At 69.0% G+C, this 25217-nt stretch carries 25 protein-coding genes and 1 pseudogene; 13 read left to right on the forward strand and 13 right to left on the reverse strand.

The genetic code is table 11. The features are described from left to right. Window positions 1-26: 26 nt before the first annotated feature. The 4 genes from BN996_RS09530 to gatC all read right to left on the reverse strand — a co-directional run bounded on the left by BN996_RS09530 (window position 27) and on the right by gatC (window position 4046). Window positions 27-1688, reverse strand: coding sequence for a TrkH family potassium uptake protein (locus tag BN996_RS09530; RefSeq protein ID WP_089778537.1), 1662 nt, complete (start codon window positions 1686-1688; stop codon window positions 27-29). Next, a complete protein-coding gene (locus tag BN996_RS09535) occupies window positions 1688-2368 on the reverse strand; it encodes a potassium channel family protein (protein WP_089778539.1) in 681 nt (226 codons plus the stop codon). Before BN996_RS09535 ends, BN996_RS09530 begins: the two co-directional genes overlap by 1 nt. Before the next feature lie 128 nt (window positions 2369-2496). Next, on the reverse strand, window positions 2497-3768 hold the full coding sequence (gene gatA / locus BN996_RS09540; RefSeq protein WP_089778541.1) for an Asp-tRNA(Asn)/Glu-tRNA(Gln) amidotransferase subunit GatA: 1272 nt from the start codon (window positions 3766-3768) through the stop codon (window positions 2497-2499). Beyond that, a complete protein-coding gene (gatC, locus tag BN996_RS09545) occupies window positions 3768-4046 on the reverse strand; it encodes an Asp-tRNA(Asn)/Glu-tRNA(Gln) amidotransferase subunit GatC (protein WP_004064004.1) in 279 nt (92 codons plus the stop codon). Before gatC ends, gatA begins: the two co-directional genes overlap by 1 nt. A 262-nt stretch (window positions 4047-4308) precedes the next feature. On the opposite strand from gatC, the gene BN996_RS09550 reads away from it, so the two are divergent. Beyond that, window positions 4309-5265: a transcription initiation factor IIB gene (locus BN996_RS09550; RefSeq protein ID WP_193310934.1), complete on the forward strand. Its 957-nt coding sequence runs from the start codon at window positions 4309-4311 to the stop codon at window positions 5263-5265. Window positions 5266-5361: 96 nt separating this feature from the next. Then, window positions 5362-5844, forward strand: coding sequence for an NUDIX hydrolase (locus BN996_RS09555; protein WP_089778546.1), 483 nt, complete (start codon window positions 5362-5364; stop codon window positions 5842-5844). Between the two features lie 24 nt (window positions 5845-5868). Here the strand turns inward: BN996_RS09555 and BN996_RS09560 are convergent, their stop codons facing one another. Together BN996_RS09560 and BN996_RS09565 are read right to left on the reverse strand one after the other, a co-directional pair. After that, entirely contained in the window at window positions 5869-6960 is a 1092-nt protein-coding gene (locus BN996_RS09560; protein ID WP_089778548.1) for an asparagine synthase C-terminal domain-containing protein, read from the reverse strand. Beyond that, window positions 6960-7643, reverse strand: a complete 684-nt coding sequence (locus BN996_RS09565) for a PHP domain-containing protein (RefSeq protein WP_089778550.1) — start codon at window positions 7641-7643, stop codon at window positions 6960-6962. Before BN996_RS09565 ends, BN996_RS09560 begins: the two co-directional genes overlap by 1 nt. A gap of 225 nt (window positions 7644-7868) precedes the next feature. On the opposite strand from BN996_RS09565, the gene purL reads away from it, so the two are divergent. Next, complete coding sequence (purL, locus tag BN996_RS09570; RefSeq protein WP_089778552.1) at window positions 7869-9977, forward strand: phosphoribosylformylglycinamidine synthase subunit PurL; 2109 nt, start codon at window positions 7869-7871, stop codon at window positions 9975-9977. 44 nt (window positions 9978-10021) lie between these two features. On the opposite strand, the gene BN996_RS09575 is transcribed toward purL, so the two are convergent. From BN996_RS09575 to BN996_RS20115, 3 genes are all read right to left on the reverse strand, one after another. Continuing rightward, entirely contained in the window at window positions 10022-10993 is a 972-nt protein-coding gene (locus BN996_RS09575) for a quinone oxidoreductase family protein (RefSeq protein WP_089778554.1), read from the reverse strand. 92 nt (window positions 10994-11085) lie between these two features. Continuing rightward, window positions 11086-11253: a DUF7550 family protein gene (locus BN996_RS20110; protein WP_167344121.1), complete on the reverse strand. Its 168-nt coding sequence runs from the start codon at window positions 11251-11253 to the stop codon at window positions 11086-11088. Window positions 11254-11361: 108 nt separating this feature from the next. Further along, on the reverse strand, window positions 11362-11517 hold the full coding sequence (locus BN996_RS20115) for a hypothetical protein (RefSeq protein WP_167344122.1): 156 nt from the start codon (window positions 11515-11517) through the stop codon (window positions 11362-11364). A gap of 177 nt (window positions 11518-11694) precedes the next feature. Here BN996_RS20115 and hisF point away from each other — a divergent pair, with 177 nt between their 5' ends. Together hisF and BN996_RS09585 are read left to right on the forward strand one after the other, a co-directional pair. Further along, the gene (hisF, locus tag BN996_RS09580) at window positions 11695-12507 is read left to right on the forward strand and encodes an imidazole glycerol phosphate synthase subunit HisF (protein ID WP_089778556.1); all 813 of its coding nucleotides are present in this window, start codon (window positions 11695-11697) and stop codon (window positions 12505-12507) included. Between the two features lie 164 nt (window positions 12508-12671). Continuing rightward, window positions 12672-13232: a DUF1684 domain-containing protein gene (locus tag BN996_RS09585; protein WP_089778558.1), complete on the forward strand. Its 561-nt coding sequence runs from the start codon at window positions 12672-12674 to the stop codon at window positions 13230-13232. Window positions 13233-13283: 51 nt separating this feature from the next. Here the strand turns inward: BN996_RS09585 and BN996_RS09590 are convergent, their stop codons facing one another. Both BN996_RS09590 and BN996_RS09595 read right to left on the reverse strand, forming a co-directional pair. Further along, complete coding sequence (locus BN996_RS09590; protein WP_004970976.1) at window positions 13284-13574, reverse strand: DNA-directed RNA polymerase subunit L; 291 nt, start codon at window positions 13572-13574, stop codon at window positions 13284-13286. Between the two features lie 26 nt (window positions 13575-13600). Further along, window positions 13601-14599, reverse strand: coding sequence for an MBL fold metallo-hydrolase (locus tag BN996_RS09595; RefSeq protein ID WP_089778560.1), 999 nt, complete (start codon window positions 14597-14599; stop codon window positions 13601-13603). A gap of 163 nt (window positions 14600-14762) precedes the next feature. Here BN996_RS09595 and BN996_RS09600 point away from each other — a divergent pair, with 163 nt between their 5' ends. After that, window positions 14763-15860 (forward strand): J domain-containing protein, encoded by a 1098-nt coding sequence (locus tag BN996_RS09600; RefSeq protein ID WP_089778562.1) that lies wholly within the window; start codon window positions 14763-14765, stop codon window positions 15858-15860. 62 nt (window positions 15861-15922) lie between these two features. Continuing rightward, entirely contained in the window at window positions 15923-16597 is a 675-nt protein-coding gene (locus BN996_RS09605) for an MBL fold metallo-hydrolase (RefSeq protein WP_089778564.1), read from the forward strand. A 404-nt stretch (window positions 16598-17001) separates the two neighbouring features. Here BN996_RS09605 and BN996_RS09610 read toward each other — a convergent pair whose 3' ends face one another. Then, on the reverse strand, window positions 17002-17628 hold the full coding sequence (locus tag BN996_RS09610) for a uracil-DNA glycosylase family protein (RefSeq protein WP_089778566.1): 627 nt from the start codon (window positions 17626-17628) through the stop codon (window positions 17002-17004). Window positions 17629-17755: 127 nt separating this feature from the next. Next, window positions 17756-18229: a DUF5793 family protein gene (locus tag BN996_RS09615; RefSeq protein ID WP_089778568.1), complete on the reverse strand. Its 474-nt coding sequence runs from the start codon at window positions 18227-18229 to the stop codon at window positions 17756-17758. A 211-nt stretch (window positions 18230-18440) separates the two neighbouring features. Here BN996_RS09615 and BN996_RS09620 point away from each other — a divergent pair, with 211 nt between their 5' ends. The 6 genes and pseudogenes from BN996_RS09620 (at window position 18441) to BN996_RS09645 (ending at window position 25209) form a co-directional block, all read left to right on the forward strand. Further along, window positions 18441-18806 (forward strand): cupin domain-containing protein, encoded by a 366-nt coding sequence (locus BN996_RS09620; protein WP_089778570.1) that lies wholly within the window; start codon window positions 18441-18443, stop codon window positions 18804-18806. Window positions 18807-18903: 97 nt separating this feature from the next. Continuing rightward, window positions 18904-19401, forward strand: a complete 498-nt coding sequence (locus tag BN996_RS09625; protein ID WP_089778572.1) for a DUF7549 family protein — start codon at window positions 18904-18906, stop codon at window positions 19399-19401. A gap of 101 nt (window positions 19402-19502) precedes the next feature. After that, window positions 19503-21197 carry a type II/IV secretion system ATPase subunit gene (locus BN996_RS09630; RefSeq protein WP_089778574.1) on the forward strand — a complete coding sequence of 565 codons (1695 nt, stop codon included), beginning with the start codon at window positions 19503-19505 and terminating at the stop codon, window positions 21195-21197. A gap of 1 nt (window position 21198) precedes the next feature. Further along, window positions 21199-23306, forward strand: a pseudogene (locus tag BN996_RS09635) (type II secretion system F family protein). Window positions 23307-23394: 88 nt separating this feature from the next. After that, a complete protein-coding gene (locus tag BN996_RS09640; protein WP_089778576.1) occupies window positions 23395-24048 on the forward strand; it encodes a class I SAM-dependent methyltransferase in 654 nt (217 codons plus the stop codon). A 132-nt stretch (window positions 24049-24180) separates the two neighbouring features. Further along, window positions 24181-25209, forward strand: coding sequence for an NAD(P)/FAD-dependent oxidoreductase (locus tag BN996_RS09645; RefSeq protein WP_089778577.1), 1029 nt, complete (start codon window positions 24181-24183; stop codon window positions 25207-25209). Window positions 25210-25217 lie beyond the last annotated feature (8 nt).

Here is a 25217-nt window from a genome sequence, read left to right on the forward strand (position 1 = left end):
AAACAGGAATCAGTGCCCGCTTTTCATCAGGGGTTCAGCCCGTAGATGACCGAGCGAGCGAACACCAACACCGGGATGATTTCGAGGCGGCCGACCCACATGTTAAACAGGAACATCGCCTCGGCCCACGGGTTCATCCACGGCCCGGTGATGCCCGTCGAGATGCCGACGTTCCCCTGTGCGGACGCGACTTCGAACAGCGCGTCGGCGTAGGTGAACTCCGGCCCGGCGAGGTTCGCGAGGAGGACGCTCGACCCGACGAGGAGGAGCACCCAGAGCATCGAGACGATGGCCGCCTCGGAGAACTCGCGGTCCATCTCGGTCCGCGAGAGCCGGCGGCCGTTCATCTCGATGTTGACGATGGCGCTCTCGGGGAGGAAGACGCGGGAGAACTGCCAGCGGATGCCGCGGGAGATGGTGTAGCCGCGGATGATTTTGATGCCGCCGACGGTCGACCCGGCGGCCCCGCCGAGCGTCATCGCCCCCGACAGGAGGATTTTCCCGCCGTCTGACCACTCGCCGAGCGGCGCGGCCTGAAAGCCGGTGCAGGTGAGCGCGCTCACCCAGTGGAACGCGGCGTCGCGGACGGCGTCCGACCCCGGTCCGCCGAGAACGCCCGAGAGTCCGAAGTAGTCGGCGGTCTCGACGAACGCCGACCCCGCGGTCGCCGGGAGGCTGACGAGGTTCTGGACGGCGAGCGCGACCCCGCCGACCGCGAAGAGAACGAGGAGCCAGCGCGTCTGGAGGTCGCCCCAGAGGCGGTCGATATCGCGGTTTTTCAGAATGGCGTAGTGGACGGGGAAGGCGATTGCGCCCAGCGCCATGACGGGGAGCAGCACCGTCTCGATGAGCGGCGAGTCGTACGTGCCGATAGAGCCGTCGGTGACGGCGAACCCGCCGGTCGAAAGCCCCGTCATCGCGTGGTTGAGCGCCTGCCACGCGACCTCCCACAGCGGGAGCGTCGCCCCGTAGTCGCTGGCGCGGATGGCGAAAAAGAGGACGGCCACCGACAGGAGCGTGTAGCCGACGAAAATCTTCCAGACCGTGCGGACCGTCGAGACGACGCTCGGGTGAATCTTCTCCTCTCTGGCCTCGCCGCGGTACAGGGCGTAGCTCCCGCTCCCGGGTCGCGAGAGGATGGAGACGGTGAGGACGATGACGCCCACGCCGCCGACCCACTGGATGAGCGAGCGCCACCACTGAATCGTCCGCGGGAGCGACGGCTCGTGGACGCCCATCGTCAGCCCGCTTCCGGTCCAGCCGCTCATGCTCTCGAAGAGGGCGTGCAGCGGGTCGCGGAAGTAGACGAGGCTCGACTGGGCGTAGTCGACGCCGGCGGGGACGAGCGCCGAGAAGACGCTCTGCGGGGCGAACTGCGCCGTGAGGAAGAAGGGAAGCGACCCGAACGCGGCGGTGGCGAACCAGCCCGCGGCGGCGATTATCATCCCGTGTTTCATGCGGGGGTTGGGTGCGCCCTCGAAGGCCTTCCGCGCGCCCAGTCCGACGAACGCCGTCGCGCCCCCAGCGGTGAGGAACGCGAGCGCGGCGTACCACTCGCGGAAGCCGACCGCGACGAGGACCGTGGCGGTCATCAGGGCGGCCTCCATGACGAGAAGCGACCCCACGTCGCGTCCGATGACCGCGAGGTCGGCGGGCCACCCCGAGACGGTTCGTCCGCGGCGGGGCATCAGTGGTCCTCGTAGTGGCCGAACACGTCAGTCACCTCTGGCGTCGCTCCCTTCGCGGAGTAGACCGTCAGGAGGTCGCCGGACCCGATAGTGGTGTTCCCGCGGGGCGTCACGGGGTCGTCGTCGCCCTCGCGCTCGACGGCGACGATGAGGGTGTCGCCGTCGAGGAGGTTCTCCTGTGCGGCCTCCTGAATCGTCATTCCCGTAATCGGCGCGCCCTCGTCGACGCGGATTTCGAACACCTCGGCGTGCTCGCCGATGCGCATGTAGTCGACGATAGAGGGGCGTTTGACCGCCCGGTAGAGGTACTCCGCGATGAGTCGCTGGGGGTTCTCCATCGTGTTGACGCCGATTTGACGGTAGAGGTTCATGTGCTCGGGGTTGTGGACGACCGAGACGATGTCGGGGATATCGAGCTCCTTCGCCAACAGACAGACCATGATGTTGGTCGCGTCCTTGTCGGTCGTCGTGATGATGGCGTCGGCGCGGTCCGCGCCGGCCTCGTCGAGCGTCTGTTTGACCGTGGCGTCGTCGTTGAGGACGAGGCAGTCGAACGTCGCGGCGGCCGCCTCGGCTTTCGCCCCGTCGCGTTCGACGACGACGACCTCGTTGCCGCCCTCGGTGGCGATTTCGATGAGCGGCGTGCCGATGTTTCCCGCGCCGACGACGATGATGTACATGACGTTCCGGCGTGCGCGTCGGGTCGTGGAAAAACTATCGGCATGGCGTTCCGTCGCCCGAAAACGGACTGCAGGAGAGATAGCCTACTGCTTCGGAACCAAGCGCCCGAGAAACCCCCGCGACCGACTCAGTTCTCGACCGCGGACGCGGCGCGGACGATGGTCTCCTCGCCGAACTTGGGGCCGATGAGTTGGAGGCCGACCGGGAGGCCGTCGGTCTCGCCGGCCGGAACCGAGATGGCGGGGAGGTTCGCGAGGTTCACCGGCACGGTGTTGGCGTCGGCGAGGTACATCTGCAGCGGGTCGTCGAGGCTCTCGCCGAGTTCGAACGGCGGGACGGGCATCGTCGGCGACGCGACCACGTCCACGTCCTCGAACGCCTCGTCGAAGTCCTGTTTGACCCACGCGCGGGCGTCCTGCGCCTTCGCGTAGTACTTGTCGTGGTAGCCCGCGGAGAGGGCGTACGTGCCGAGGAGGACGCGGCGTTTGACCTCGGAACCGAATCCCTCCTCGCGGGCGCGGGCGAACGCCTCGTTCCAGTTGCCGTCGTAGCCGCCGGACTTGCCGTAGCGGACGCCGTCGAAGCGAGCGAGGTTCGACGACGCCTCGGACATGGCGATGACGTAGTAGGCGGCGACGGCCTTCTCGACGGAGGGCATGCTGACCTCGCGGTACTCCGCGCCCTGCGCTTCGAGTTCGTCGAGCGCGGCCCAGAACGCCGCCTCGACGCCGTCGTCCGCGCCCTCGACGAACTCGGTCGGGACGCCGATGGTGAGGCCCTCGACGTCGCCGTCGGCGGCCGCGGCGTAGTTCGAGTCCGCGCCGGCGTCGCGGGTCGTGCCGTCGCGGTCGTCGGGGCCGGCGATGACGTCGAGGAGCGCGGCGGCGTCCTCGACGGTCGGCGCGATGGGGCCGATCTGTTCGAGGGAGTTCGCGTAGGCGACGAGGCCGTAGCGCGAGACGAGGCCGTAGGTCGGCTTGATGCCGACGACGCCGCAGAACGCGGCGGGACAGCGGATGGAGCCGCCGGTGTCGGTTCCGAGCGCGAGGTCGGCCTCGCCGGCGGCGACGGCGGCCGCGGAACCGCCGGAGGAACCGCCGGGAACGCGGGACTCGTCGACGGGGTTCTTCGTCGGGCCGAACGCCGAGGTCTCGGTCGTCGTCCCCATGCCGAACTCGTCCATGTTGGCCTTGCCGACGATGGTCGCGCCGGCGTCCTTCAGGAGTTCGACGACGGTCGCGTCGTACGGCGGGACGTAGTCTTCGAGCATCGCGGAGCCGCAGGTCGTCCGCAGCCCCTCCGTGGAGATGTTGTCCTTGACGGCGACCGTCTTGCCCGAAAGCGGGCCGTCGTCGGAGCCGTCGAGCGTCTCTTTCGTGATGAAGGCGTTCAGCGACATTACGACACCCGCGGTCCCTTGAAGAAGCCGTCTTCGGTCTCTGCGGCGTTCGACAGCGCCTCCTCCTGGGTGAGTCCGTCGCGGACCTCGTCGGGGCGCATCACGTTCACCAGTTCGTCCTCGCGGTCGACTTCGGGGACCTCGTCGAGGGCGTCGAAGTAGCCGAGGATGTCCGCGAACTGCGCCGCGAACTCCTCGACCTCGTCCTCGTCGAGGTCGACCCGCGCCAACTCGGCGACGTGTCGAACCTCGTCGGCGTCGACGGGCGTATCGCTCATGTATCGGAGGAATGGGAGACCGGGAGTAAGGGTTTCGGTGTGGGTCGTTTCGTCCGGTCACCGGCGCGAGCCCGCCCGGTCGAGACCACCGGCGAGGCGGCCGGGACCGACCGCGCGAACCCGCGTCATTCCGTCCTCCCGTCGCCGTCAGATATAAGTAACGAGGGTCAATACGAATAGACGGAGAACGACCGTTCCCAGTTGCTTCTCTCGCACACAAATGACAGAAAGTGTCCGACGTTTCACGACCGGTAACGCGCGCGTGCGCAAAGAGAATACTAAAGATACCGAGCAGACCGACACCGAGCGGGAGCAGACGCCCACGTGTCCCGAGTGCGGCTCGGAGAGCCTCGTCTCCGACACCGAACACGGCGAGACGGTCTGCGACGACTGTGGCCTCGTCGTAGAGGAAGACGAAATCGACCACGGCCCCGAGTGGCGCGCGTTCAACTCCTCGGAGAAAGACCAGAAGTCCCGCGTCGGCGCGCCCACGACGAACATGATGCACGACAAGGGGCTGTCGACCAACATCGGGTGGCAGAACAAAGACGCCTACGGGCGCTCGCTGTCGTCCCGCCAGCGCGAGAAGATGCAGCGGCTTCGCACGTGGAACGAGCGGTTCCGCACCCGAGACTCGAAAGAGCGCAATCTCAAGCAGGCGCTCGGCGAAATCGACCGCATGGCCTCCGCGCTCGGCCTCCCGGACAACGTCCGCGAGACCGCCTCGGTCATCTATCGCCGCGCGCTCGACGACGACCTGCTTCCGGGTCGTTCCATCGAGGGCGTCGCCACCTCGGCGCTGTACGCCGCCGCCCGGATGGCCGGCACCCCGCGCTCGCTCGACGAAATCACGAGCGTCTCGCGCGTCGAGAAGGACGAAATCGCCCGCACCTATCGGTACGTCGTCCGCGAGCTGAAGCTCGAAATCAAGCCCGCCGACCCCGAGCAGTACGTCCCGCGGTTCGCCAGCGAACTCGGTCTCTCCGACGAGTCCGAGCGGCGCGCCCGACAGCTCTTGAAGAACGCCAAAGAACAGGGCGTCCACTCCGGGAAGTCGCCGGTCGGCCTCGCCGCCGCCGCCGTCTACGCGGCCTCGCTCCTCACCAACGAGAAGGTGACGCAGAACGAGGTCTCCGAGGTCGCCAACATCTCGGAAGTCACCATCCGCAACCGCTACCATGAACTGCTCGAAGCCGAAGAGCAGGTCCAACTGCCCTAACTCGGCCGGTCCGTTCGTTTCGCGCCGTCTCGGCTCGCCTCGTTCCGTCCCGCTTCGTTCCGCAACAGCCATGCCGCTCGCTCCGGAGCCACAACCATGGAGACGACCCGACATTTCACCTCGACCGTGTACATCGTCAACGACGGCGCGGTGGCCCTCCACCGACACGAGCGCCTCGGCATCCGCATCCCGCCGGGCGGTCACGTCGACCGCGACGAACTCCCCCACGAGGCCGGTCTGCGCGAGGTCCGCGAGGAGACGGGTCTCGACCCGGAACTCGTCGATGACACGGCATCCGTCCCCGCACCCGCCGGCCGGGCGCTCCCCCAGCCTCGCCAGCAGATGCTCTACGACATCAACGTCCACGGCGACGGCTCGGTCGGCCACCAGCACATCGACCACGTCTTCTACGCCCGCGTGGACTCCCGCGACATCGACCCCGCGCCGGGCGAGGCGGGGACCGAAGCGTGGGGCTGGTACGACCCCGAAGACCTCCGCGAGAGCGACCTCGACCCCGACACGGTGCAGTTCGCGCTGGAGGCCATCGAAGTCGTCGGCGGCGACGAGCGGGAGAACTGAGCTGAACCGGTCCGACGGACCGACCTACTCCACGAGCGATTCGACGTACCGCTGAACGTGGTTCTCCATCCGACGTTTGAACCCCGCCTGTCGGGCGAGTCTGTCGAGTTCGCGCGAAGCGTAGGTCCCGTACTGGACCGCCTTCTTGTCCGCCTCGGCGACCGACTCGGGGAGCACGCCGCTCGCCGCTTCTCTGAGCGCGACCTTCCGCCGGTCGCCGTCCACGAGTAACGCGCCGGGAAGCGGGAGCGCCGCTTCAACCACGCGGTCGTGGAGGAGCGGCGCGACGGGTTCGACCCCGGCGGCGCGGAGGACGAGCAGGTCGCGTTCGAGCTGGTCAGGGAGCGTGAGAATCATCTCGCGGGCCGCCCCGCGGACGGTCTCGGCCTCGACGCGGGGGTCGTCGGGCGCTTTCTGGACTTTGGCGTAGCCGCCGAACAGTTCGTCAGCGCCCTGGCCGACCGCGAGGCGGTCGCAGCCGTCGGCGGCGACCCGCTCGGCGAGCAAGTAGAGAGGCAGGACGATTTGCACGTCCATCGGATTCGTCCGGCCGAGCGCGGCGACGATTTCGGGGACGGCGCGTTCGAGCGCCTCGTGGGTGAGTTCGACCACGGTCAAGTTGCGGTCCATCGCGGCGGCGGCCTCGCGGGCGGCGGCGACGTCGTGGGAGCCCTCGAAGCCGGCGACGTAACAGGGGGCGTCGGGGACGCCCGACGCGACGACCGCGGAGTCGACGCCGCCGGAGAAGGCCACGGCGAGACCGTCGTCGTCGACCGACCGAACCGACTCGAAGACCGCGTCGCGGACGCGGTCGAGCGCGGCGTCGCGGTCGGTCGCGGCCGGCGGGTCGGGAAGCGACCAGATCGGCTCGTCGTCGCCGGCGTCCCCGCCGGTCGTCTCGCGGGCGTGGCCCGCGGGGACGGCGACCGGGTCGTCGAGGTCGCGGTGGTCGTACGACCACGTCGCGGGGTCCCCGCACTCGGAGAAGAGCGGTTGGCGACCGAGCACGTCGCGGACGAGTCGGCCGTCGAGTTCGCCCGCGAAGCCCGCGGTTCCGGGAAGCGGGTCGCGCTCGGAGACGGCGCGCCGGACGAGGTCTGGGGACGCGCCGCGCATCAAAACAGGTCCGCCAGGGCGTGTTTCAGGCGTCGGGTCGCGCCGCCCGCGGCCTGCCGGAACGAGATGCGCCACGGGGTCTTGTTGCCGACGACGCTGGTTCGCCCGTCGGCGACGGCCGAGAGGATGGCGTCGACACTTCGGGTGTCGGTGCCGACCTCGGTGACGGCCTGCCCGACCATCTCCGCGATGTGGGCGTCGCTCCCGGCGGTCATCGGGAGGTTCCGGCGCTTGGCGAACCGCTCGGCGCGCTGATTGGCGATGCCGGTGAGGAGCCGCGAGTTGTAGATTTCGATGGCGTCGGCGCTGGCGAGTTGCGCGCTGGAGATGTGCGGCGCGACGCCGTGACGCGACTTCTGGAACGGGTGCGGGATGACCGCGATGCCGCCGGCGTCGTGGATGCGGTCGAGCGTCTCGTCGTACGACAGCCCAGCCGGAATCAGTTCCTCGACGCCGAGCGCGAGGACGTGGCCCGCGGCGCAGGTGACCTCCATCCCGGGGATGCCGACCAGCCCGTAGTCGCCCGCGCGCTCCGCGGCTTCGAGGCTGGCGTCTATCTCGTCGTGGTCGGTCACGGCGAGGGCGTCCAAGCCGACCGCGACCGCCTGTTCGAGGAGGTACTCGATTGGGTCTCGCCCGTCGTAGGACAGAGACGAGTGCGAGTGCAACTCGACCGATAACACACCGTCTCCTAACGATGGAGGCTAAAAAAGCGCCCCGGTCCCGGTGTGATTGGCGTGTGGTCCTCACGCACGGTGGTCGGCGGCCCGGCGAATCGGAGCGCCGAGTCGCCGCCGTACACGCCCGCGCGAGTCGGATGGCGGCGACGACGGCGACCGCGACCATATTTTGCGCACGTTCGTGCATATAGAAAGGGTTTACAATGTGCGTTCTGACCATACCAGTGAATGACGCTTTCCGACGCGGACCGCGACCTCGTCGTCGCCGAGCTCGGTCGAGACCCGACGCCGGCCGAGGAGATACTCTTCGAAAACCTCTGGAGCGAACACTGCGCCTATCGGTCGTCTCGCCCGCTTCTGTCGGCGTTCGACTCGGAGGGCGACCAGGTCGTCATCGGCCCCGGTGACGACGCGGCGGTCGTCGCTCTGGACGACGACACCTACATCACGCTCGGTATCGAGAGCCACAACCACCCCTCCTACGTCGACCCCTACGACGGCGCGGCCACGGGCGTCGGCGGCATCGTCCGCGACACCCTCTCGATGGGCGCGTACCCCATCGCGCTCGCCGACTGCCTCTACTTCGGCGACTTCGACCGCGAGCACTCGCGGTACCTCCTCGACGGCGTCGTCGAGGGCATCGCCGACTACGGCAACGCCATCGGCGTCCCCACCGTGACCGGCTCGACCTCGTTCCACGAGAACTACGAGGGCAACCCCCTCGTCAACGTCGCCTGCGTCGGCCTCCTGTCGGCCGACCGCCTCGTCACGGCCGAGGCGCAGGAGGCGGGCAACAAACTCGTCCTCGTCGGCAGTTCGACCGGCCGCGACGGCCTCGGCGGCGCGTCGTTCGCCAGCGAGGACCTCGCGGAGGACGCCGAGACCGAAGACCGGCCCGCGGTGCAGGTCGGCGACCCCTACACGGAGAAACTGCTCATCGAGTGCAACGAGGCGCTCATCGACGAGGACCTCGTCGAGTCCGCCCGCGACCTCGGGGCCGCCGGCCTCGGCGGCGCGTCCTCCGAACTCGTCGCCAAGGGCGGCTTCGGCGCGGAAATCGACCTCGAAAACGTCCACCAGCGCGAGCCGAACATGAACGCCTTCGAGATTCTCCTCTCGGAGTCCCAAGAGCGCATGTGCTACGAGGTGACCCCCGAGAACGTCGAGCGCGTGCGGGAACTCGCCGCGCGCTTCGACCTCGGGAGCGCCGTCATCGGCGAGGTCGCCGAGGGCAACTACGTGTGTACCTTCGACGGCGAACCCGTCGTCGACGTGCCCCCGGAGTTCCTCGCGGAGGGCGCGCCGATGAACGACCTCGACGCGGTCGAACCCGAAGTCGCGGAGCGCGACCTGCCCGCGTTCGACCTCGAAGACGCGTTCGAGGCGGTCGTCGCCGACCCCAACACGGCGTCGAAGCGCTGGGTCTACCGCCAGTACGACCACGAGGTCGGCCTGCGGACGGCCCGCCGTCCCGGCGACGACGCGGCGCTCCTCGACGTGCCCGAGGCCGACGCGAAACTCGCGTTCACCGGCGGCGCGGACCCCAACTGGACGACCGCCGCGCCCTACGACGGGGCGCGCGCAGTCGCCTTCGAGAACGCGACAAACCTCGCCGCGAAGGGCGCGTCGCCCCTCGCGACCGTCGACTGTCTCAACGGCGGCAACCCCGAGAAGCCCGACGTGTACGGCGGCTTCAAGGGCATCGTCGACGGCCTCGCGGACATGTGCCGGGCGCTTTCGGTCCCGGTCGTCGGCGGCAACGTCTCGCTGTACAACGACTCCGTCTCCGGCCCGATTCCGCCGACGCCGACGCTGGCGATGGTGGGTAAGGCCGACGGTTCCTCGCCCGGCCTCTCGCTTTCGGGCGAGGGCGACCTGTTCCTCGTCGGCTTCGACGGCGGGGCGCTCGGCGGCTCGACGGTCCTCGAACACCTCGGCGGCTCCGACGCCTTCCCGGCGCTCCCGGAGGACGCCGACGCCGCGACCGCGGTCGAGACGATTCGGGCCGTCGCGGCCGACGAGTCCACGGTCGCCGTCCACGACGTGAGCCACGGCGGCCTCGCGGTCGCGCTGGCCGAGATGGTCACCGACGACGTCGGCGCGGACGTGTCCGTCTCCGACGCCGTCTCGCTGTTCGAGGAAACGCCCGGTCGCGTCGTCGTCGAGACGACCGACGAGGCCGCACTGCGCGACCTCGCGGGCGACGTGCCCGTCGTCGGACTCGGAACGACGACCGACGACGCGACGCTCTCGCTCGCCGTCGACGGCGACGAGGTCGCCTACGGCGCGGACGACATCGCCGACCTGCGCGACGTGCTCGCCCGCGAACTCGACTGAACAGACTGCACTAAAAAACGCGGTCCCGCGTCACGTCGCTTCCGCTACGGTTCGAGGACGACTTTCCCGCTGCTCTTTCTGGCTTCGATGTACTCGTGGGCCGCCGCGGCGTCTTCGAGGTCGAACGTCTCGCCGACGACCACGTCGAGTTCGCCCGCGGCGAGCAGTTCGGACAGCTCCGGCACCGACCCGAGAATCGACTCGGGGCGCTGCTGCATCGCGCTCCCGAGGTGGAAGCCGATGACGGACTTGTTCTCGAACAGCAGGCGCGTCGGGTCCGCCGCGGCCGCGTCGCCGGAGGCCGCGCCGTAGGTGACGAGTCGGCCGAAGTCGGCGAGGGCGTCGAGACTGCGCTCGAAGGTCTCGCCGCCGACGCCGTCGAGGACGAGGTCGACGCCCGCGCCGTCGGTCTCGTCGGCGACGACCTCGCGGAAGTCCTCCTCGGTGTACTGGATACCGTGGTCGAGTCCGAGGTCGGCCGCGAGGTCGAGTTTCTCCTCGGTGCTGGCCGTGCCGAACGTCTCGACGCCGGCGTGGGAGGCGAGTTGGACCGCCGCGGTGCCGACGCCGCCGGCGGCCGCCTGAATCAGCACGCGCTCGTCGTCGTCGAGGCCGCCCCACTCGTGGAGGCAGTTGTACGCGGTGAGGAACTGGACGGGGAAGCCGGCGGCCTCGGCGAACGACATCGACTCGGGCACGTCGAACAGCGTCGGGGCCGGCGTGGTGACGTACTCGGCGTACGCCCCGCCGCCGGTCATTGCGACGACGCGCTCGCCGACCTCGCGGTCGACGCCCTCGCCCACCGCGTCGATGGTTCCCGCGGCCTCCATACCCGGCGTGTACGTCGGTTCCGGACCGTCTCGGTAGGTCCCGCGCCGCTGCATGATGTCGGCGAAGTTGATGCCGGCGGCCTCGACGGCGATGCGGACCTCGCCCGGCGCCGGCTCCGGCGTCTCGGTCTCCCGCAGTTCGAGGGCGTCGGAACTTCCGTACTCGGTGACGACTATCGATTTCACGGCGGGTCGTAGCCGCGGCGGCCTGAAAAGGGGAGAGAACGCGGAAGTTCGTGCGGATTGCCGGTTCTACGCGGAGGCGCTCGCGTCCGTGTTCAGGCCAGCACCAGCGGGATGCCGAACGTGACGGCGAGGCCGACGACGAAGACGAGGACGCCGGTCGTGACCTGACTCATCGAGAAGTCCTGCATCGGAGAGGTGACGCGCCCTTCTTGTTCGCCTTCGTGGTGGTCGTCGTGTCCGTGGTCGTGGTCGTCGCTCATAGGCGGGGCGACGGGCTCGCAGTACAAAAACGCACCTAACCGTCGCCCGCGAGCCCCACGACTGCATCGCCGGCGGCCGGTCTCGCGGGCGAGCGTCGCTCCGGCGGTTCAGGACCGATACAGGTACAGCGCGACCAGAAACACGAGCGCGAGCGGCAAGAACGGGAGCGCGGCGTCGAGCGGGACCAAAAGCGCCACTATCGCGGCCATCACCACGAACTCGACGACCACGAGCAGACTGAGGAGTTCGGCTGAATCCGTCATCGTTCGAATCGGAACCCACGCCGGGGTTCTCGCCGACGAGTCATCAAACCACCCGCTGGACGAGGGGCCGAAATCGGCATCCTCGTCGCCGGGACTCGCCGAGGTGTTCGGATTTCGGCCAGCACCTGCCGTAGTCGAAACGGTGAAACGGCTCTTTCGCAAACGTTTCGGTAGCGAATGCTCACGAAGCGAATCATCCCCTGTATCGACGTCGACCTCGACGAGGACGGGAACCCGGCCGTCTACACCGGCGTCAACTTCGAGGACCTGAAGTACACGGGCGACCCGGTCGAGATGGCCAAACTGTACAACGAGGCGGGCGCGGACGAGTTCGTCTTCCTCGACATCACCGCCTCCGCCGAGGGCCGGGCGACGATGCTCGACACCGTCTCGAAGGTCGCAGACGAGGTGTTCATCCCCCTGACCGTCGGCGGCGGTATCCGCACCCGCGACGACATCAAAGAGACGCTCCGCGCCGGCGCGGACAAGGTCTCTATCAACACCGCGGCGCTCCAGAACCCCGACCTCATCGAGGAGGGCGCGCGCTCCTTCGGGAGCCAGTGCATCGTCATCTCGGTGGACGCCCGCCGGCGCTTCGACGAGGAGGGCGAGCACTACGCCGAGGTCGACGGCGAGTCCTGCTGGTTCGAGTGCACCGTCAAGGGCGGCCGCGAGGGAACCGGCGTCGACGTGGTCGAGTGGGCCAACGAGGCCGAATCGCGCGGCGCGGGGGAGCTGTTTATCAACTCCATCGACGCCGACGGCACGAAAGACGGCTACGACATCCCGCTGACGAAGGCCGTCTGCGACAGCGTCTCGACGCCCGTCATCGCCTCCTCCGGCTGCGGCGGCCCCGAGGACATGTACGAAGTCTTCACCGAGGCCGGCGCGGACGCCGGTCTCGCCGCCTCCATCTTCCACTTCGACGAGTACACGATTCGAGACGTCAAGGAGTACCTCGACGAGCGCGGCGTGCCGGTTCGCCTGTAAGCACAGCGCTCCACGGCCGCGTTCTGCTCCGTCTCTCTCCGACTCTCTTCGTCTCTCTCCGTCCCGCTTTTCGCCCCCAGTCACCGACCCCGCCGACCGGTCGTGCGCCTCCCGCGCAGTCGGAACCAATCTTAACCCGCCGGCGCGTCGTATCTCGCTCCGAGATGACAGACGACGCGTGGCTCGACGCCCTCCGCACGCACCGCGAACAGAAGGACCGCTATCTCGCCGCGGACCGCAACTCACCGATTCCGCCGGACCAACGGGACTTTTTCGACGGTCTCGACTACTTCGACCCCGACCCCGACCTCCGATTCGAACTCGACCTCCGCGAGTACGACGACCCCGAGCGCATCACCATCGGCACCTCGACGGACGGCGAGCGCGAGTACCTCGCGTGGGGTCGCTTCGAGTTCGAGGTCGACGGCGAGTCGTACGCGCTCGACGCCTACCGCGCCGACCCCGACGAGGACCTCCTGTGGGTGCCGTTCCGCGACGAGACGAACACCGAGGAGACGTACGGCGCGGGCCGCTACCTCGACCTCGAAGCCGCGGACCGGACCGACGACGGACGCTGGGTGGTCGACTTCAACTACGCCTACAACCCGTTTTGCGCCTACTCGCCGCGGTACGAGTGCCCGCTGGTCCCGATGGAGAACTGGCTCGAAGTCCGCATCGAGGCCGGCGAGAAGGACTACGAGGGACCGGGCGGCGCGGACGCGTAACGGAGAGACGCACCGCTCGCGGGGGAGCGAAAACGAGAGAGAACCCGCAGATTACGCGTCGATGCCGGCGCGGTAGGCGTCGGTGAAGTCGTCGGCGGTGCGCTGGACGCCGCGGGCGGCCTCCGCGAGCGCGTCGAGGGGGTCGACGCCGGGCTCCGTCTTGATAGAGAGGACGGGGTCCGTCTGTCCGCCGGACTGCTCGGGGTTCACGTCGTAGGTCGCGGCCGTGACGGTGTCGGTCTGGAGGAGTTCGCCCTTCAGGACGTTCATGAAGGTGTGGTCCTCGCCGCCGATTTCGATGCGGAGTTCCTCGTCGGTCTTGTCGATGACCCGCAGTTCCATGGCTCTCCGTTCCCTCCAGCGGCGTTTTAACGTTTCGTCTCGGGAACCGCGACCAGTTCGTCGAAGTCCGGGTCCGCGTCGAGGAGTTCGTATCGCCCCTCGTCGTCCGGGGGCGCGACGATGCCCTCGGCGACGAGGTGGTCGAGGTGGGCGAACGCCTCGCCGGGACCGTGGAGGATGTGGATGCCCGAGAGGTCGCCGAACAGGTGCGCGCTCACGGTCCACGCGTCCGTGGGGCCGCGTTCGTCGAGGACCGAGACGACGCGCTCGGTGCGCTCGCGGTGGTGCTCCGCGATGACGCGCGCCCGCCCGGCGGGGTCGGAGATGGGGTCGCGGTGGCCGGGCCACGCCCGCTTGAAGTCGAGGTCGGCGAGGCGAGCGAGGCTGTCGAGATAGGTTTCGAGCGGGCGGTCGACCCGGAGGTCCGCGCCGCCGACGTTCGGGGTGTACTTCGGGAGGATGACGTCGCCGACGTACGCCTCGCGGCCCGCCCCGCGCTCGCCGTCGAACGCGAGAGCGCTCAGTCCGGCGGCGTGGCCGGGGAGGTGGACGACTTCGAGTTCGCCGTCGCCGGCGGCGATGCGGTCGCCGTCCTCGACGGGCGTCACGTCGACGCGACCGCCGCGGAGGTCCTCGTGACCGTCGAGGTATTCGGTCACTTCGGCGCGTGGTTCGCCGGGGATGCGCCACTCGTCGAAGCGGCGCTCGCGAATCGAGCGCTCGGCCGAGACCGCGTCGGGGTCGCCCGCGACGATGCCCGCGTCGTCGGCGTGGACGTAGACCGGCGCGCCGCTTTCGGCCTGCAGTTCGGCCGCGAGTCCGGCGTGGTCGGCGTGCCAGTGAGTGAGGACGATGGCTTCGAGGTCGGCGACCTCGTTGCCGGCCGCCGCGAGTCCCTCGCGGAGGTCCCGCCGGACCGAGTCGGTCGCCACGCCGGCGTCGACGAGCGTCGGCCGGTCGCCGGGGAGGAGATAGGCGTTGTTCCGCCCCTCGAAGACGGTGTTCCCGAGCCGTATTCGTTCCATGCGACCACCTGGCCGTCGAGGTGCATGATTATTCCGACTCCACGGGCGGCGGCGTCCCGCGGGGCGGCCGAGGGTCGCCCGACCATCGGCGAGTCGGCGGCCCGCACGCCGGCCTAACGCCCGACACATTCAAAAGCCGGCCGCGCATCGAATCGCACGTCGAATGCCGGTGGACTTCTACGAACTCCTCGGGGTCGAACGCGACGCCGAGACGGCGGAGATAAAACAGGCCTTTCGTCAGCGGGCGCGGGAGTACCATCCCGACGTCAACGACGACGAGCGAGCGACCGCGCAGTTCACCGTCGTCCGGAAGGCCTACGAAGTCCTCACAGACGACGCCGAGCGCGCCGACTACGACCGGATGGGTCACGGCCCGTACGTCGAGAGACGCCTCGACGGCCTGACGAAGTTCAAGTACCCCGGAAAGGCCGGCAAGGACGGCGGACGCGGCGAGTCTGACACCGGCGGTCGGTCGGCTTCGGGGCGGTCGTCGGCCGGGCGGTCGTCGGCCGGGCGGTCGGCTTCGTCGTCGTCCACAACGTCGTCTTCGTCGTCGTCCTCTCGGCGGTCGTCGTCCGCGTCGAGTTCGTCGCGGGCGAGTCGGTCGCGAGCCTCCGGGTCGTCCTCGTCGTCGCGGGCCACGGGCGCATCGCAGTCGTCGGCCGCGGGCGGGTCGTCGCGCGGCCGCACCCGAACCTCGGAGTCCGGTCGCTCTGGTCGGACCGGGACGACCGGCCGGTTCGAACGCGGACGCGACGGTTCCGAGTCGTCGGCCACGACCGCGCCCGCGTCGGGCGCGACGAACCCGCTTTGGTACGGCTGGAGCGTCTCGCTCGTCGCGCTGGTCGCGTATCTCGGCGGCTTCGCGTGGCATCTCGCGGGCGACGGCGCGGGGTTCGCGGCCGCGCTCGCGTCGCTGGACACCGCCGCGCCCGCCGCGGGACTCCTCGCGTCGTCGCCGCTGTCGCTCCCGTCTCTCGCTGCTCTGCAGGCCGCGGCGACGCCGGCGGCGCTCGCCCTCCCGGTCGCGGCGGCGCTCCTCGCCGTCTCGCTCGCGGGGGTCATCGCCCGGTTCGGCCACGCGTGGACCACGTGGGCCTACGCGCTCGCGGCGGCCGTCCCGCTGGTGCTCGTGGCGGCCGGCGCGCTCGGCGTCGGACGACCCGTCGCGGTCGACCTCCTCGGCTTCGTCGTCTGCCCGCTCCTCGGGGCGGGCGGTTTCGTCGTCGACGCCGGGTGGTATCTCTTCACCTCGCGGTAGCCGACGCGACGCGCGCTTCGCCGTCGCCCACGATTTTTGTCGCCCGCGTCCGTCGAACCGGTATGACCATTCCGACCGACTCGGTCCGACGGTTCCGACTCCGCGGCGTGAACGCGTACCTCGTCTCCGACGGCTCGGAGACGGCGCTCGTCGACGCCGGGACGCCGTGGGACCGCGACCGACTCCTCGGCGGTCTCGCCCGCGTGGACCTCGACCCCGGCGCAATCGACCGGGTGCTCGTGACGCATTTCGACCTCGACCACGTCGGGACGCTCGCCTCGCTCAGCCTCCGCGACGACGTGCCGATTCACCTCGCCGAGCCGGACGCCTCGCACCTGACCGGCGCGTCGAAGCCGTCGCTCCGCTCGCTGAAAGGCGCCGCACAGCGCGCGCTCGGGTCGTTCGTCGAGCGGCCGACGAACCCCGTGGAGGTCGTCCGCGACGGCGACGAACTCGGCGGCTTCGTCGCCTACCGAACGCCGGGACACACCCCCGGCCACACCGCGTTCGTCCACGAGGACCACGGGGTCGCGTTCGTCGGTGACCTGGTCCGCGAGTCGAACGGGCGGCTCGGTACGTTGCCGGCGTTCATGGCGACCGACGCCGCGGAGAACAGGCGGAGCGTCCGCGAGTTCGCGGCGCGCTGCCCGCCGGTCGACGTCGTCGCGGTGGGCCACGGCGAACCGGTCACGGAGTACGGATACGGCGCGCTCAAGCGACTCGCCGACAGGCTCTGAGCGGAAGCGACGCCGCTCTCTGTTCGGAGGGACGGGAGGCGAGACACCGAGCTATCGCTCGCGTCTGAGTTAAGAGCGGGGACCGCGGCCGAGCGCAGGTCCCCGGACTGACCAAGCCACTGTGAGGAGCACCAGTCTCACAGCTGCCTGACGCGCCCGGCGGAAGTGAATCGAACCACGCGCGTCAACACCACGTTGGACACTAGTTGTAAAAAGTCCTTTGTTATCGCCAATTAGGACCACGGCCTCCAGAACGACTGGATAAATATGCTCTTATGTGAGTCATTTGGCCGCTTCAACTGTACACATGGTAACCATCATGGTTGTTACTGGACGAACGGCCGGTAGAATCGTGAAGAATCTATCGAATCCGCGGACGACGGTCGAATACGGCCGAAAACGGGTTATCTGACCAGATACGGGTCCGCTCCGGGCATGAAGCGGCCGAGGTCTGACTCGCGGCGGAAGTCGGTCGACTGGAGCTCCAGCAGGCCGGCGACGAGTTCGTCGTGGTCGCCGTCGTCCCACTCGGCGGGGTCCTTGATGGGCAACACGAGGAAGCCGCTCCCGCGGAGTTCTTTCCCGTGGAGCGTCTCCATGTCCACGTCGGTCTTCCAGCCGACGGACGTGTAGTTGTTCAGGACGTGCTTCGTCGCCACCGCGCCGACCGGCAGGAGGACGTGCGCGGCGATAGCGCGGAGCTCCGCGTCGAAAAACCGCTCCATGTCGGTGTAGTCGGCCGCCGACGGCGTCCCGTCCGGCACGCACATGTGGAGATACGAGAGGAACGTGCTGTTGACGGTCGGTTCGTCGCCCGCCTCGGCCAGCAGTTCACCGTCTTCGAGCGCCGGGAACAGCCTCGCGCCCGCCTCCCCCGAAAAGGGGATGCCGGTCTCGACGCCCCCGTGGACGCCGGGGTGGTCGCCGATGACGTGGAAGTCGGCGTTGGCGTCGCCGTAGCCGGGGACGTACCGGTCACACGACGGTCGCATGTCGAACGGGTTTCTCGTGCGGTCGGTTACGTTTCTCACGGTACACTCTGTGGGAGCGGTCGGTAAAGAAGACGTGGTTCCGCCCGATATCGTACACGAACGAGCGTGAGGAACGCGTCGAGAGAGTGAGAGAGCGTCGTCCGCGCCGTCGGCTCGGCGAGCGCCCTCAGAGCTCGACGCCCGAGGGGATGAGACTCTGGCTCCGCAGGAGCGTCCCGTCGCCGTCGTAGACGAGGAACGTCGATTTCTCGAAGGTCTCGAAGTGGTCGCCCTCGATGGCCACGTCGACGCGGTAGCGCCCCTCGTCGTCGCCCGCGACGCGCCCGTACTCGCGGGCCGCGCGGATGAAGTCCAGTACGTCCTCCGCCCGAGCGTTGAGTTCGAGGACGTAGTCGCCGGTGAGTCGGTCCGTCACGCTCACGACGCCGCGGGCGTCGTCGTCGTCGACGGAGTCTTGCAACCGAAAGGAGACGTCCAGTTCCTCCGCGGCGACCACGTCGCCGCCGGTCGAGAGGAACCGAGACCGAAGCTCCTCGGCCGGGCCGTAGAAGTCGATAGATACTGTCGGTTGGCGGGGGTCGCCGTCGTCCTCGTACCAATCGACGTCGCGGACATCGAGTTCGAAGTAGTCACGCCGCATTCCGTACTGTTGGTTGTACTGCGCGGCCTATTAACGTGACGCCCCCCGAACGTGGTTCCGGGGTCGAAACCGGCCGAATGCGCCGGTTCGACACGGGAACGCCGCTCTCGTCGGTTCCGGCCGCCGCCGGAGTCGGGACGCGCCGAGCGAACGCCGGCCGCCCCCGCGTCGGTCACAACCGTTATCGGTCGCCGCCGCGAGCGAACCGCGTATGGAACCCGTCAACCTCGACGAGAGCTTCGCGTCGTTCGACGAGACGTGGGCCCCGAGAATCGCCGCGGAGCTGAACGACTACGCGGTGAAGGTCGCGAAGCTCGACGGCGAGTTCGTCTGGCACGCCCACGACGAGACAGACGAGCTGTTTCTCGTCCGCGACGGGCGGCTCCGAATCGAGTTCCGCGACCGCGACGACGCGGACCTCGGGCCGGGCGACCTCCTCGTGGTCCCCCGCGGCGTCGAACACCGGCCCGTGGCACTCGAACCGACCGAGGTGCTCCTCGTCGAGCCGACCGAGACGCTCAACACCGGCGACGCCGCGGAGAGCGACCTGACTCACGACCCCGAACGACTCTCCTGAGGAGTCGACCGGACCGGGGACCGCCTGCGACCGCGCCGCCCCGCCGACGTGCCCGCGCCGTCGGTAGTTTTTACCTGTCAGACCGTGCGATTGTCCTATGGTCTGGGTCCGCTCCGAACACGCGGGTGCGCTGGCCGTCGTCTCGACGTGGCTCTGCGCGCTCGTCCCGTGGAACGTCACGTACACGCAGAACCTCTCGGGCGTGAGCCTGCTTTATATCCGGTTCCCCTTCGCCGAGATTCAGTTCTCGTGGGGACTCTCCACTCCCGTCGTGGTCAGGTCCCCGCTTGCTTCGCTTTCAGTCCAGTCGGGACAGACCGTCGCCGTCGCCTATCAGGCGTGGGTCGTCGGCGCGGCCGTCCTCGCGCTCGCGGTGCTGTTCTCCCTCGTCTACTACCTGCGCGACGAGCGGGTCGAAGCCGGGCCGGTCGACCCCGTTCGGGTCCTCGGCGGACTCCTCGGCGTCGTCGGCGTCGTCTTCGCCGCGGCGACGTATCTGCTCGCGACGCGCGGGCTCCCGGGGGTTCCGCTCCCGGTCGGCGTCGTCATCGCGCTCGTCCTCGCCGGCGTTCTCCTGACCGTCGACCGGACCTGAACGCGCGCCGCGGGCCGGTCGTTCACCCCGAGTGACAGTCTCCCGCGCGGACCTTTTAAGTGCTGACCCGCCATACCTCCCGACCAACTGACCGGGTGACGATGGCACGAGATACGACGAGCGAGACGACGGTGACGCGCGACCCGCGGGCCGACCGAGGGGTGCTGAGACTCCTCGCCGACGGGGAGTTCGACGCCGCGGCCGCCGAGGCCGAACGGCTCCTGCGCCGAACCGCGGAGATGCTGCGGGGGTCTGACCTCGACGTGCGCCCGCTTTCGCCCGACGACACGCCGCTCGGGACGTACGAGGTCCCCGAGGGCCACGAGGAGGTCGAGCGCTACTGGGTGAACGCCCCCTTCGCCTACGTCGTCGTCACCTACGACGGTGACGCGACCGCCCACCGGTACCACACCGTCGAACCCGACCTCGACGCGTTCGAGGCGTCGCTGCTCGAACGCGTCCGCACCGACGTCCGCGACCCGCTTTTGTACCGCCGCGAGGCGGACCCGCGGACCGAGACGGCGCTCGTCGAGGAACTCCAGTCGATTCTCGAACAGTACGGGCTGGAACTCGACATGAACACCTTCTACACGCTTCTGTACTACCTCCGGCGCGACTTCCACGGCTACGGACCGCTGGACCCGCTGATGAAGGACCCGCACATCGAGGACATCTCGTGTGACGGCTACGACCTGCCGCTTTTCGTCTACCACGACGAGTACACCGACATCGCCACCAACGTCTCGTTCGAGGCCGAGGAGCTCGACAACTACGTCATCCGACTCGCCCAGCGCTCGGGTCAGCACATCAGCGTCGGCGACCCCGTCCTCGGGACGACGCTTCCGAACGGCGCGCGCGCAGAGCTAGCACTCGGCGAGGAGGTCACGCCGCGGGGGTCGGCGTTCACCATCCGCCTGTACGCCGAAGAGCCGTTCACGCCCATCGACCTCGTGCGCTACGGCACGTTCTCCATCGAGCAGATGGCCTACCTGTGGCTCTGTATCGAACACAACAAGAGCCTCATCTTCGCGGGCGGCACCGCCTCGGGCAAGACCACCTCGATGAACGCGGTGTCGATGTTCGTCCCGCCGCGGTCGAAGGTGCTGTCCATCGAGGACACCCGCGAACTCGCGCTCTACCACGACAACTGGCTGTCGTCCGTCACCCGCGAGCGACTCCACGAGGGGACCGACATCTCGATGTACGACCTGCTTCGCTCCGCGCTCCGGCACCGCCCCGAGTACATCATCGTCGGCGAGGTGCGCGGCGACGAGGCCGTGACGCTGTTTCAGGCGATGAACACCGGCCACACGACGTTCTCGACGATGCACGCCGACAGCATCGAGACGGTCATCAACCGCCTCGAAAACGAGCCCATCAACGTCCCCCGCGCGATGGTGCAGTCGCTGGACCTGCTGTGCGTCCAGACGCTCACCCGCCACGACGGCGAGCGCGTCCGCCGCTCGCAGACCATCGGCGAAATCGGCGACATCGACCAGCGGACCGGCGAACTCGACTACTCGTCTGCGTTCGCGTGGGAGCCCGAGACCGACACGTTCAGCCAGAACGACAGCTCGCTTCTCACCGAAATTCAGCGCGAGAACGGCTGGTCGCGGACCGAACTCCGGCGCGAACTCCGGCGACGCGAGACGTTCCTCCGGTACCTCCTCGATAAGGGCGTCACCGACTACCGGCGCTTTACGGCGCTCATCAACGAGTACTACGCGGACTCCGAAGACGTGATGCGGCGCGTCGAGGCCGACGAGAACATCGTCGACGCCGGCTCGGAGGCCTGAGATGCCCGCCGCGCAGTTCCTGTCTCTGCTCCCCCTCGTCCTCGCCGTCCTCCTCGTCCTCCCCGTCGTCCTGTCGCCGGTGAGCCGCGCCGCCGACCTCCTCGTCTCGCGGGTCGCGCTCTCCGTCTTCGGGTTCTACGTCGCCAACGAGAACCCCCGGCGCAGGGGACAGCGAAACCAACTGCGGGCGGCGCACGTGAGCGTCACACACCGGGTGTACGCCTCGCGGACGCTCCTCATGGCGGGCGTCTTCGGCGTCGCCGGGAGCGTCTTCGGCGTCTACCTCGCCGCCGCGGCGCTCGACACCCTCGCCGTCCAGTCCGAGACGATTCGGGAGGTCCTCCCCGCTCCGCTCGGCTTCCTCGGCGGCCTCACGAGCATTCGGGCGCTCTCGCTCCACGACCTGTTTCTCGCGCTTCTGCTTTCGAGCGCGACGCTCGGGACGCTCCTCGCGCTCGGCGTCTACTGGGGCCGGTGGTACGTCCTCACCGAGCGGGCGCGGACCCGCTCGTCGGAAATCGAGGCGACGCTCCCGCGGACGGTCGCGTTCGTCTTCGCGCTGTCGCGGTCGGGGATGCCGTTCCCGAAGGTGCTGGAGACGCTGGCCCGAAACGAGGCCATCTACGGCGAGGCGGCGCGCGAGGTCGGCATCGTCGTCCGCGACATGGACGCCTTCGGCACCGACGTGCTCACCGCCCTCCAGTCGATGGCCACGCGGACGCCGAGTCCGAGCCTCGAAGAGTTCGCCGAGAACCTCGCCAGCGTCCTCGGGAGCGGCCGCAACCTCTCGTCGTTCCTCCAAGAGCAGTACGAGCGGTTTCAGGCGGAGGCGGAGGCCCAACAACAGCAGTACCTCGACCTGCTTTCGACGTTCGCGGAGGTGTACGTCACCGTCCTCGTCGCCGGCCCGCTGTTTTTCATCACCGTCCTCGTCGTCATCGGCCTCGTCCTCGCGGACACGCTGACGCTCATCCGGGTCGTCGGCTACGTCGGCATCCCGCTGGCGAGTTTCGGCTTCGTCGTCTACATCGACAGCATCACCGAGTCGCTCCGGGGCGCGACGGTCGCGGACGACGGCGCGGACACCGCGAGCGACTCGGTTCGCCGTATCGGCACATCCGCCGACGGCGGCGGGCCGCCCGCGACGTCCGAGGCGACCCGTGGGGCGCGAACCGCGAGCGACTCGCCGCCTTCGACCGCTTCCGCGCGGTTCGCGACTGGTTCGAGCGCCCGCTCGACACCCTCGGACGCAAGCCGCTCGCCGCGCTCGCGCTCACCGTCCCGCTGGGGCTGGTCTGGGTCGCGCTCCGGACCACGCTCCCCGCGGACCCGACGATACTCGGCGTCGCCGACGCGGCGGACCAACACGTCGTCGAGGCCGCAATCGGCGCGCTCGTCGTCGTCTCGGCGTTCCACGAGCTTCGGAAGCGTCGAATCCGCGCCATCGAGCGGAGCATGCCCGACTTCCTCGACCGCCTCGCCAGCGTCAACGAGGCCGGCCTGACGGTCGTCCAGAGCCTCCGCCGGGTGTCGGCGTCGGACCTCGGGCCGCTCGGCGACGAGGTCACCCGCGTCGTCCGCGACATCGACTGGGGGGCCGACGCCCAGACCGCCCTCCGGCGGATGGACCGCCGGACGGCGAGTCCGATGGTGTCGCGGTCGGTGACCCTCATCGCCAACGCGATGAGCGCCAGCGGTGACCTCGCGCCCGTGCTCCGCATCGCGGCCAACGAGGCCCAAGACAGCCGCCGCCTCGCCCGCGAGCGGAACCAAGAGATGGTCACCTACCTCCTCGTCATCTACATCTCGTTTCTCGTCTTCCTCGGTATCATCGCCGCGCTGACGGTGTCGTTCATCCCGGCGGTCGAGCAGGCCAGCGCCGGTGCCGTCGGCTCCGGCGAGGTCGCGGGCGTCAGTTCGGGCACGTTCTCGGGCCTGCGCGACGTGAACACGGCCTCGTACACGCTGTTGTTCTTCCACGTCACGGCGATTCAGGGGCTCTGCTCGGGGCTCATCGCCGGACAGCTCGGTGAGGGACAGGTCGCCGACGGCGTCAAACACGCGGCCATCCTGCTCGTCATCACCTACGTGACGTTCATGTTCATCTGACCGCGCGTGGCCCGCCCGCCGACCGCCTGCTCCCGCCGACCGCGACGCGACCCGTGCGGTCTTTGTCCCGCCGCCGCGACCGACCGGCATGGACGGAGACGAACCCCGAGACGGGGTCCGCGAGACGTACGACCGCATCGCGTCGCACTTCGCGTCGACCCGCGAGTACCCGTGGCCCGAAGTCGAGTCGTTCGTCGACGACGCGACCGAGTCGGGGGCGGCCGAACGCGCGCTCGACCTCGGCTGTGGAAACGGTCGGCACGTCGAACTCCTCTCTGCACACGCCGACGAGGTCGTCGGCCTCGACGTGAGCCGCGGCCTGCTCGACGAGGCGGTCGCGCGGGCGGCCGAGCGCGGCTTCGACGCCGGACTCGTGCAGGGCGACGCCTCGCGGCTCCCATTCGCCGCCGACGCCTTCGACCTCGCGGTGTACGTGGCGACGATTCACCACCTCGCGCCGCGGGCGGCGCGCGTGGCGAGCCTGAACGAACTCGCGCGCGTGCTCGACGCCGACGGCCGCGCGGTCGTCAGCGCGTGGAGCACGGCCCACGACACCTTCGACCGCGAGGACGGCTTCGACACGACGGTCGACTGGACGCTCCCCGGCGGCGAGACGGTCCCCCGATTTTACCACATCTACGCGCCCGACGAGTTCGACGCCGACCTCGACGCGAGCGACCTCGCGGTCGTCGAATCGACGGTGTCCAGCGGGAACTGCTACGCCGTCGTCGCCGGGCGCTGAGCGTCGCGGTCGCTGTGAGCGCGGTCGGCTTCGGGCGTCGCGGTTGGCGTGCGGGTTGCTAACTCGTCTCGGGTGGATGCCGGCCGCGCACAGGTGATGTGGGCTTAAGAGCGCCGCGACGAATTCCCGTGTATGACCGAGACCGACGAACCACGGGAGTACGAGGTTGTCGTCGTGGGCGGCGGCCCCGCGGGCCTCCAGACCGCGCTCTACACGACGCGACTGGGCCACGACACCGCGCTCGTGGACCGCGGCGGCGGCCGCGCGGCCATGATGCTCGACACGCACAACGTCATCGGCGTCACCGAGGACGTCTCCGGCAACGAGTTCCTCGAAACCGCGCGCGGGCAACTCGAAGAGTACGGGACCGACATCCACCGCGACTTCGTGACCGACGCGGAGCAGTTGGACGACGGCAGGTTCCGCCTCGTCGCCAACGAGGGCGAGTTCGTCGCCGAGCGCGTCGTCCTCGGCGTCGGCTTCAACGACGAGCGCCCCGACCCGCCGCTTCCCCGCACCGGAAAGGGCCTGCACTACTGCCTGCACTGCGACGCCTACATGTTCGTCGACGAGTCGGTGTACGTGATGGGCCACTCCGACTCGGCGGCCTACGTCGCCATGATTATGCTCAACTTCACCGACGAGGTGGACCTGCTGCTCCGGGGCGACGAGCCGACGTGGTCCGACGAGACGGACGAACTCGTCCGCGCGCACCCCGTCGACATCGTCGAGGAGGAGATTTCGGGCATGACGAAGCGCGACGACGGCTGGCTGGAGAGCTTCGAGTTCGAAGACGGCACCGTCCGCGAGTACAAAGGCGGCTTCGCCATGTACGGCTCGAACTACAACACGACGCTGTTCGAGGCGCTCGACGTGGACCTCGACGACGACGGGACGGTCCCCGTGGACGACCACGGCCGGACCAGCGTCGACGGCGTGTTCGCCGTCGGCGACATCACCCCCGGCCACAACCAGATTCCGGTGGCGATGGGCAAGGGCGCGAAGGCAGGCATCGCCATCCACATGGAACTCCGCGAGTTCCCCAAGAGCCTCGACGAGATTCGCGCCGAGGGCGCGGTGAGCGTCGACGACGTGCCCGGCATCTCGCCCGGCCTGCTCGACAAGGCAAAACGGTTCAACGAGTCGCACGCGGACGACTGAGGCGGTAA

Origin of the sequence: Haloferax massiliensis (genome assembly GCF_001368915.1) — an archaeon.
GTDB lineage: Archaea > Halobacteriota > Halobacteria > Halobacteriales > Haloferacaceae > Haloferax > Haloferax massiliensis.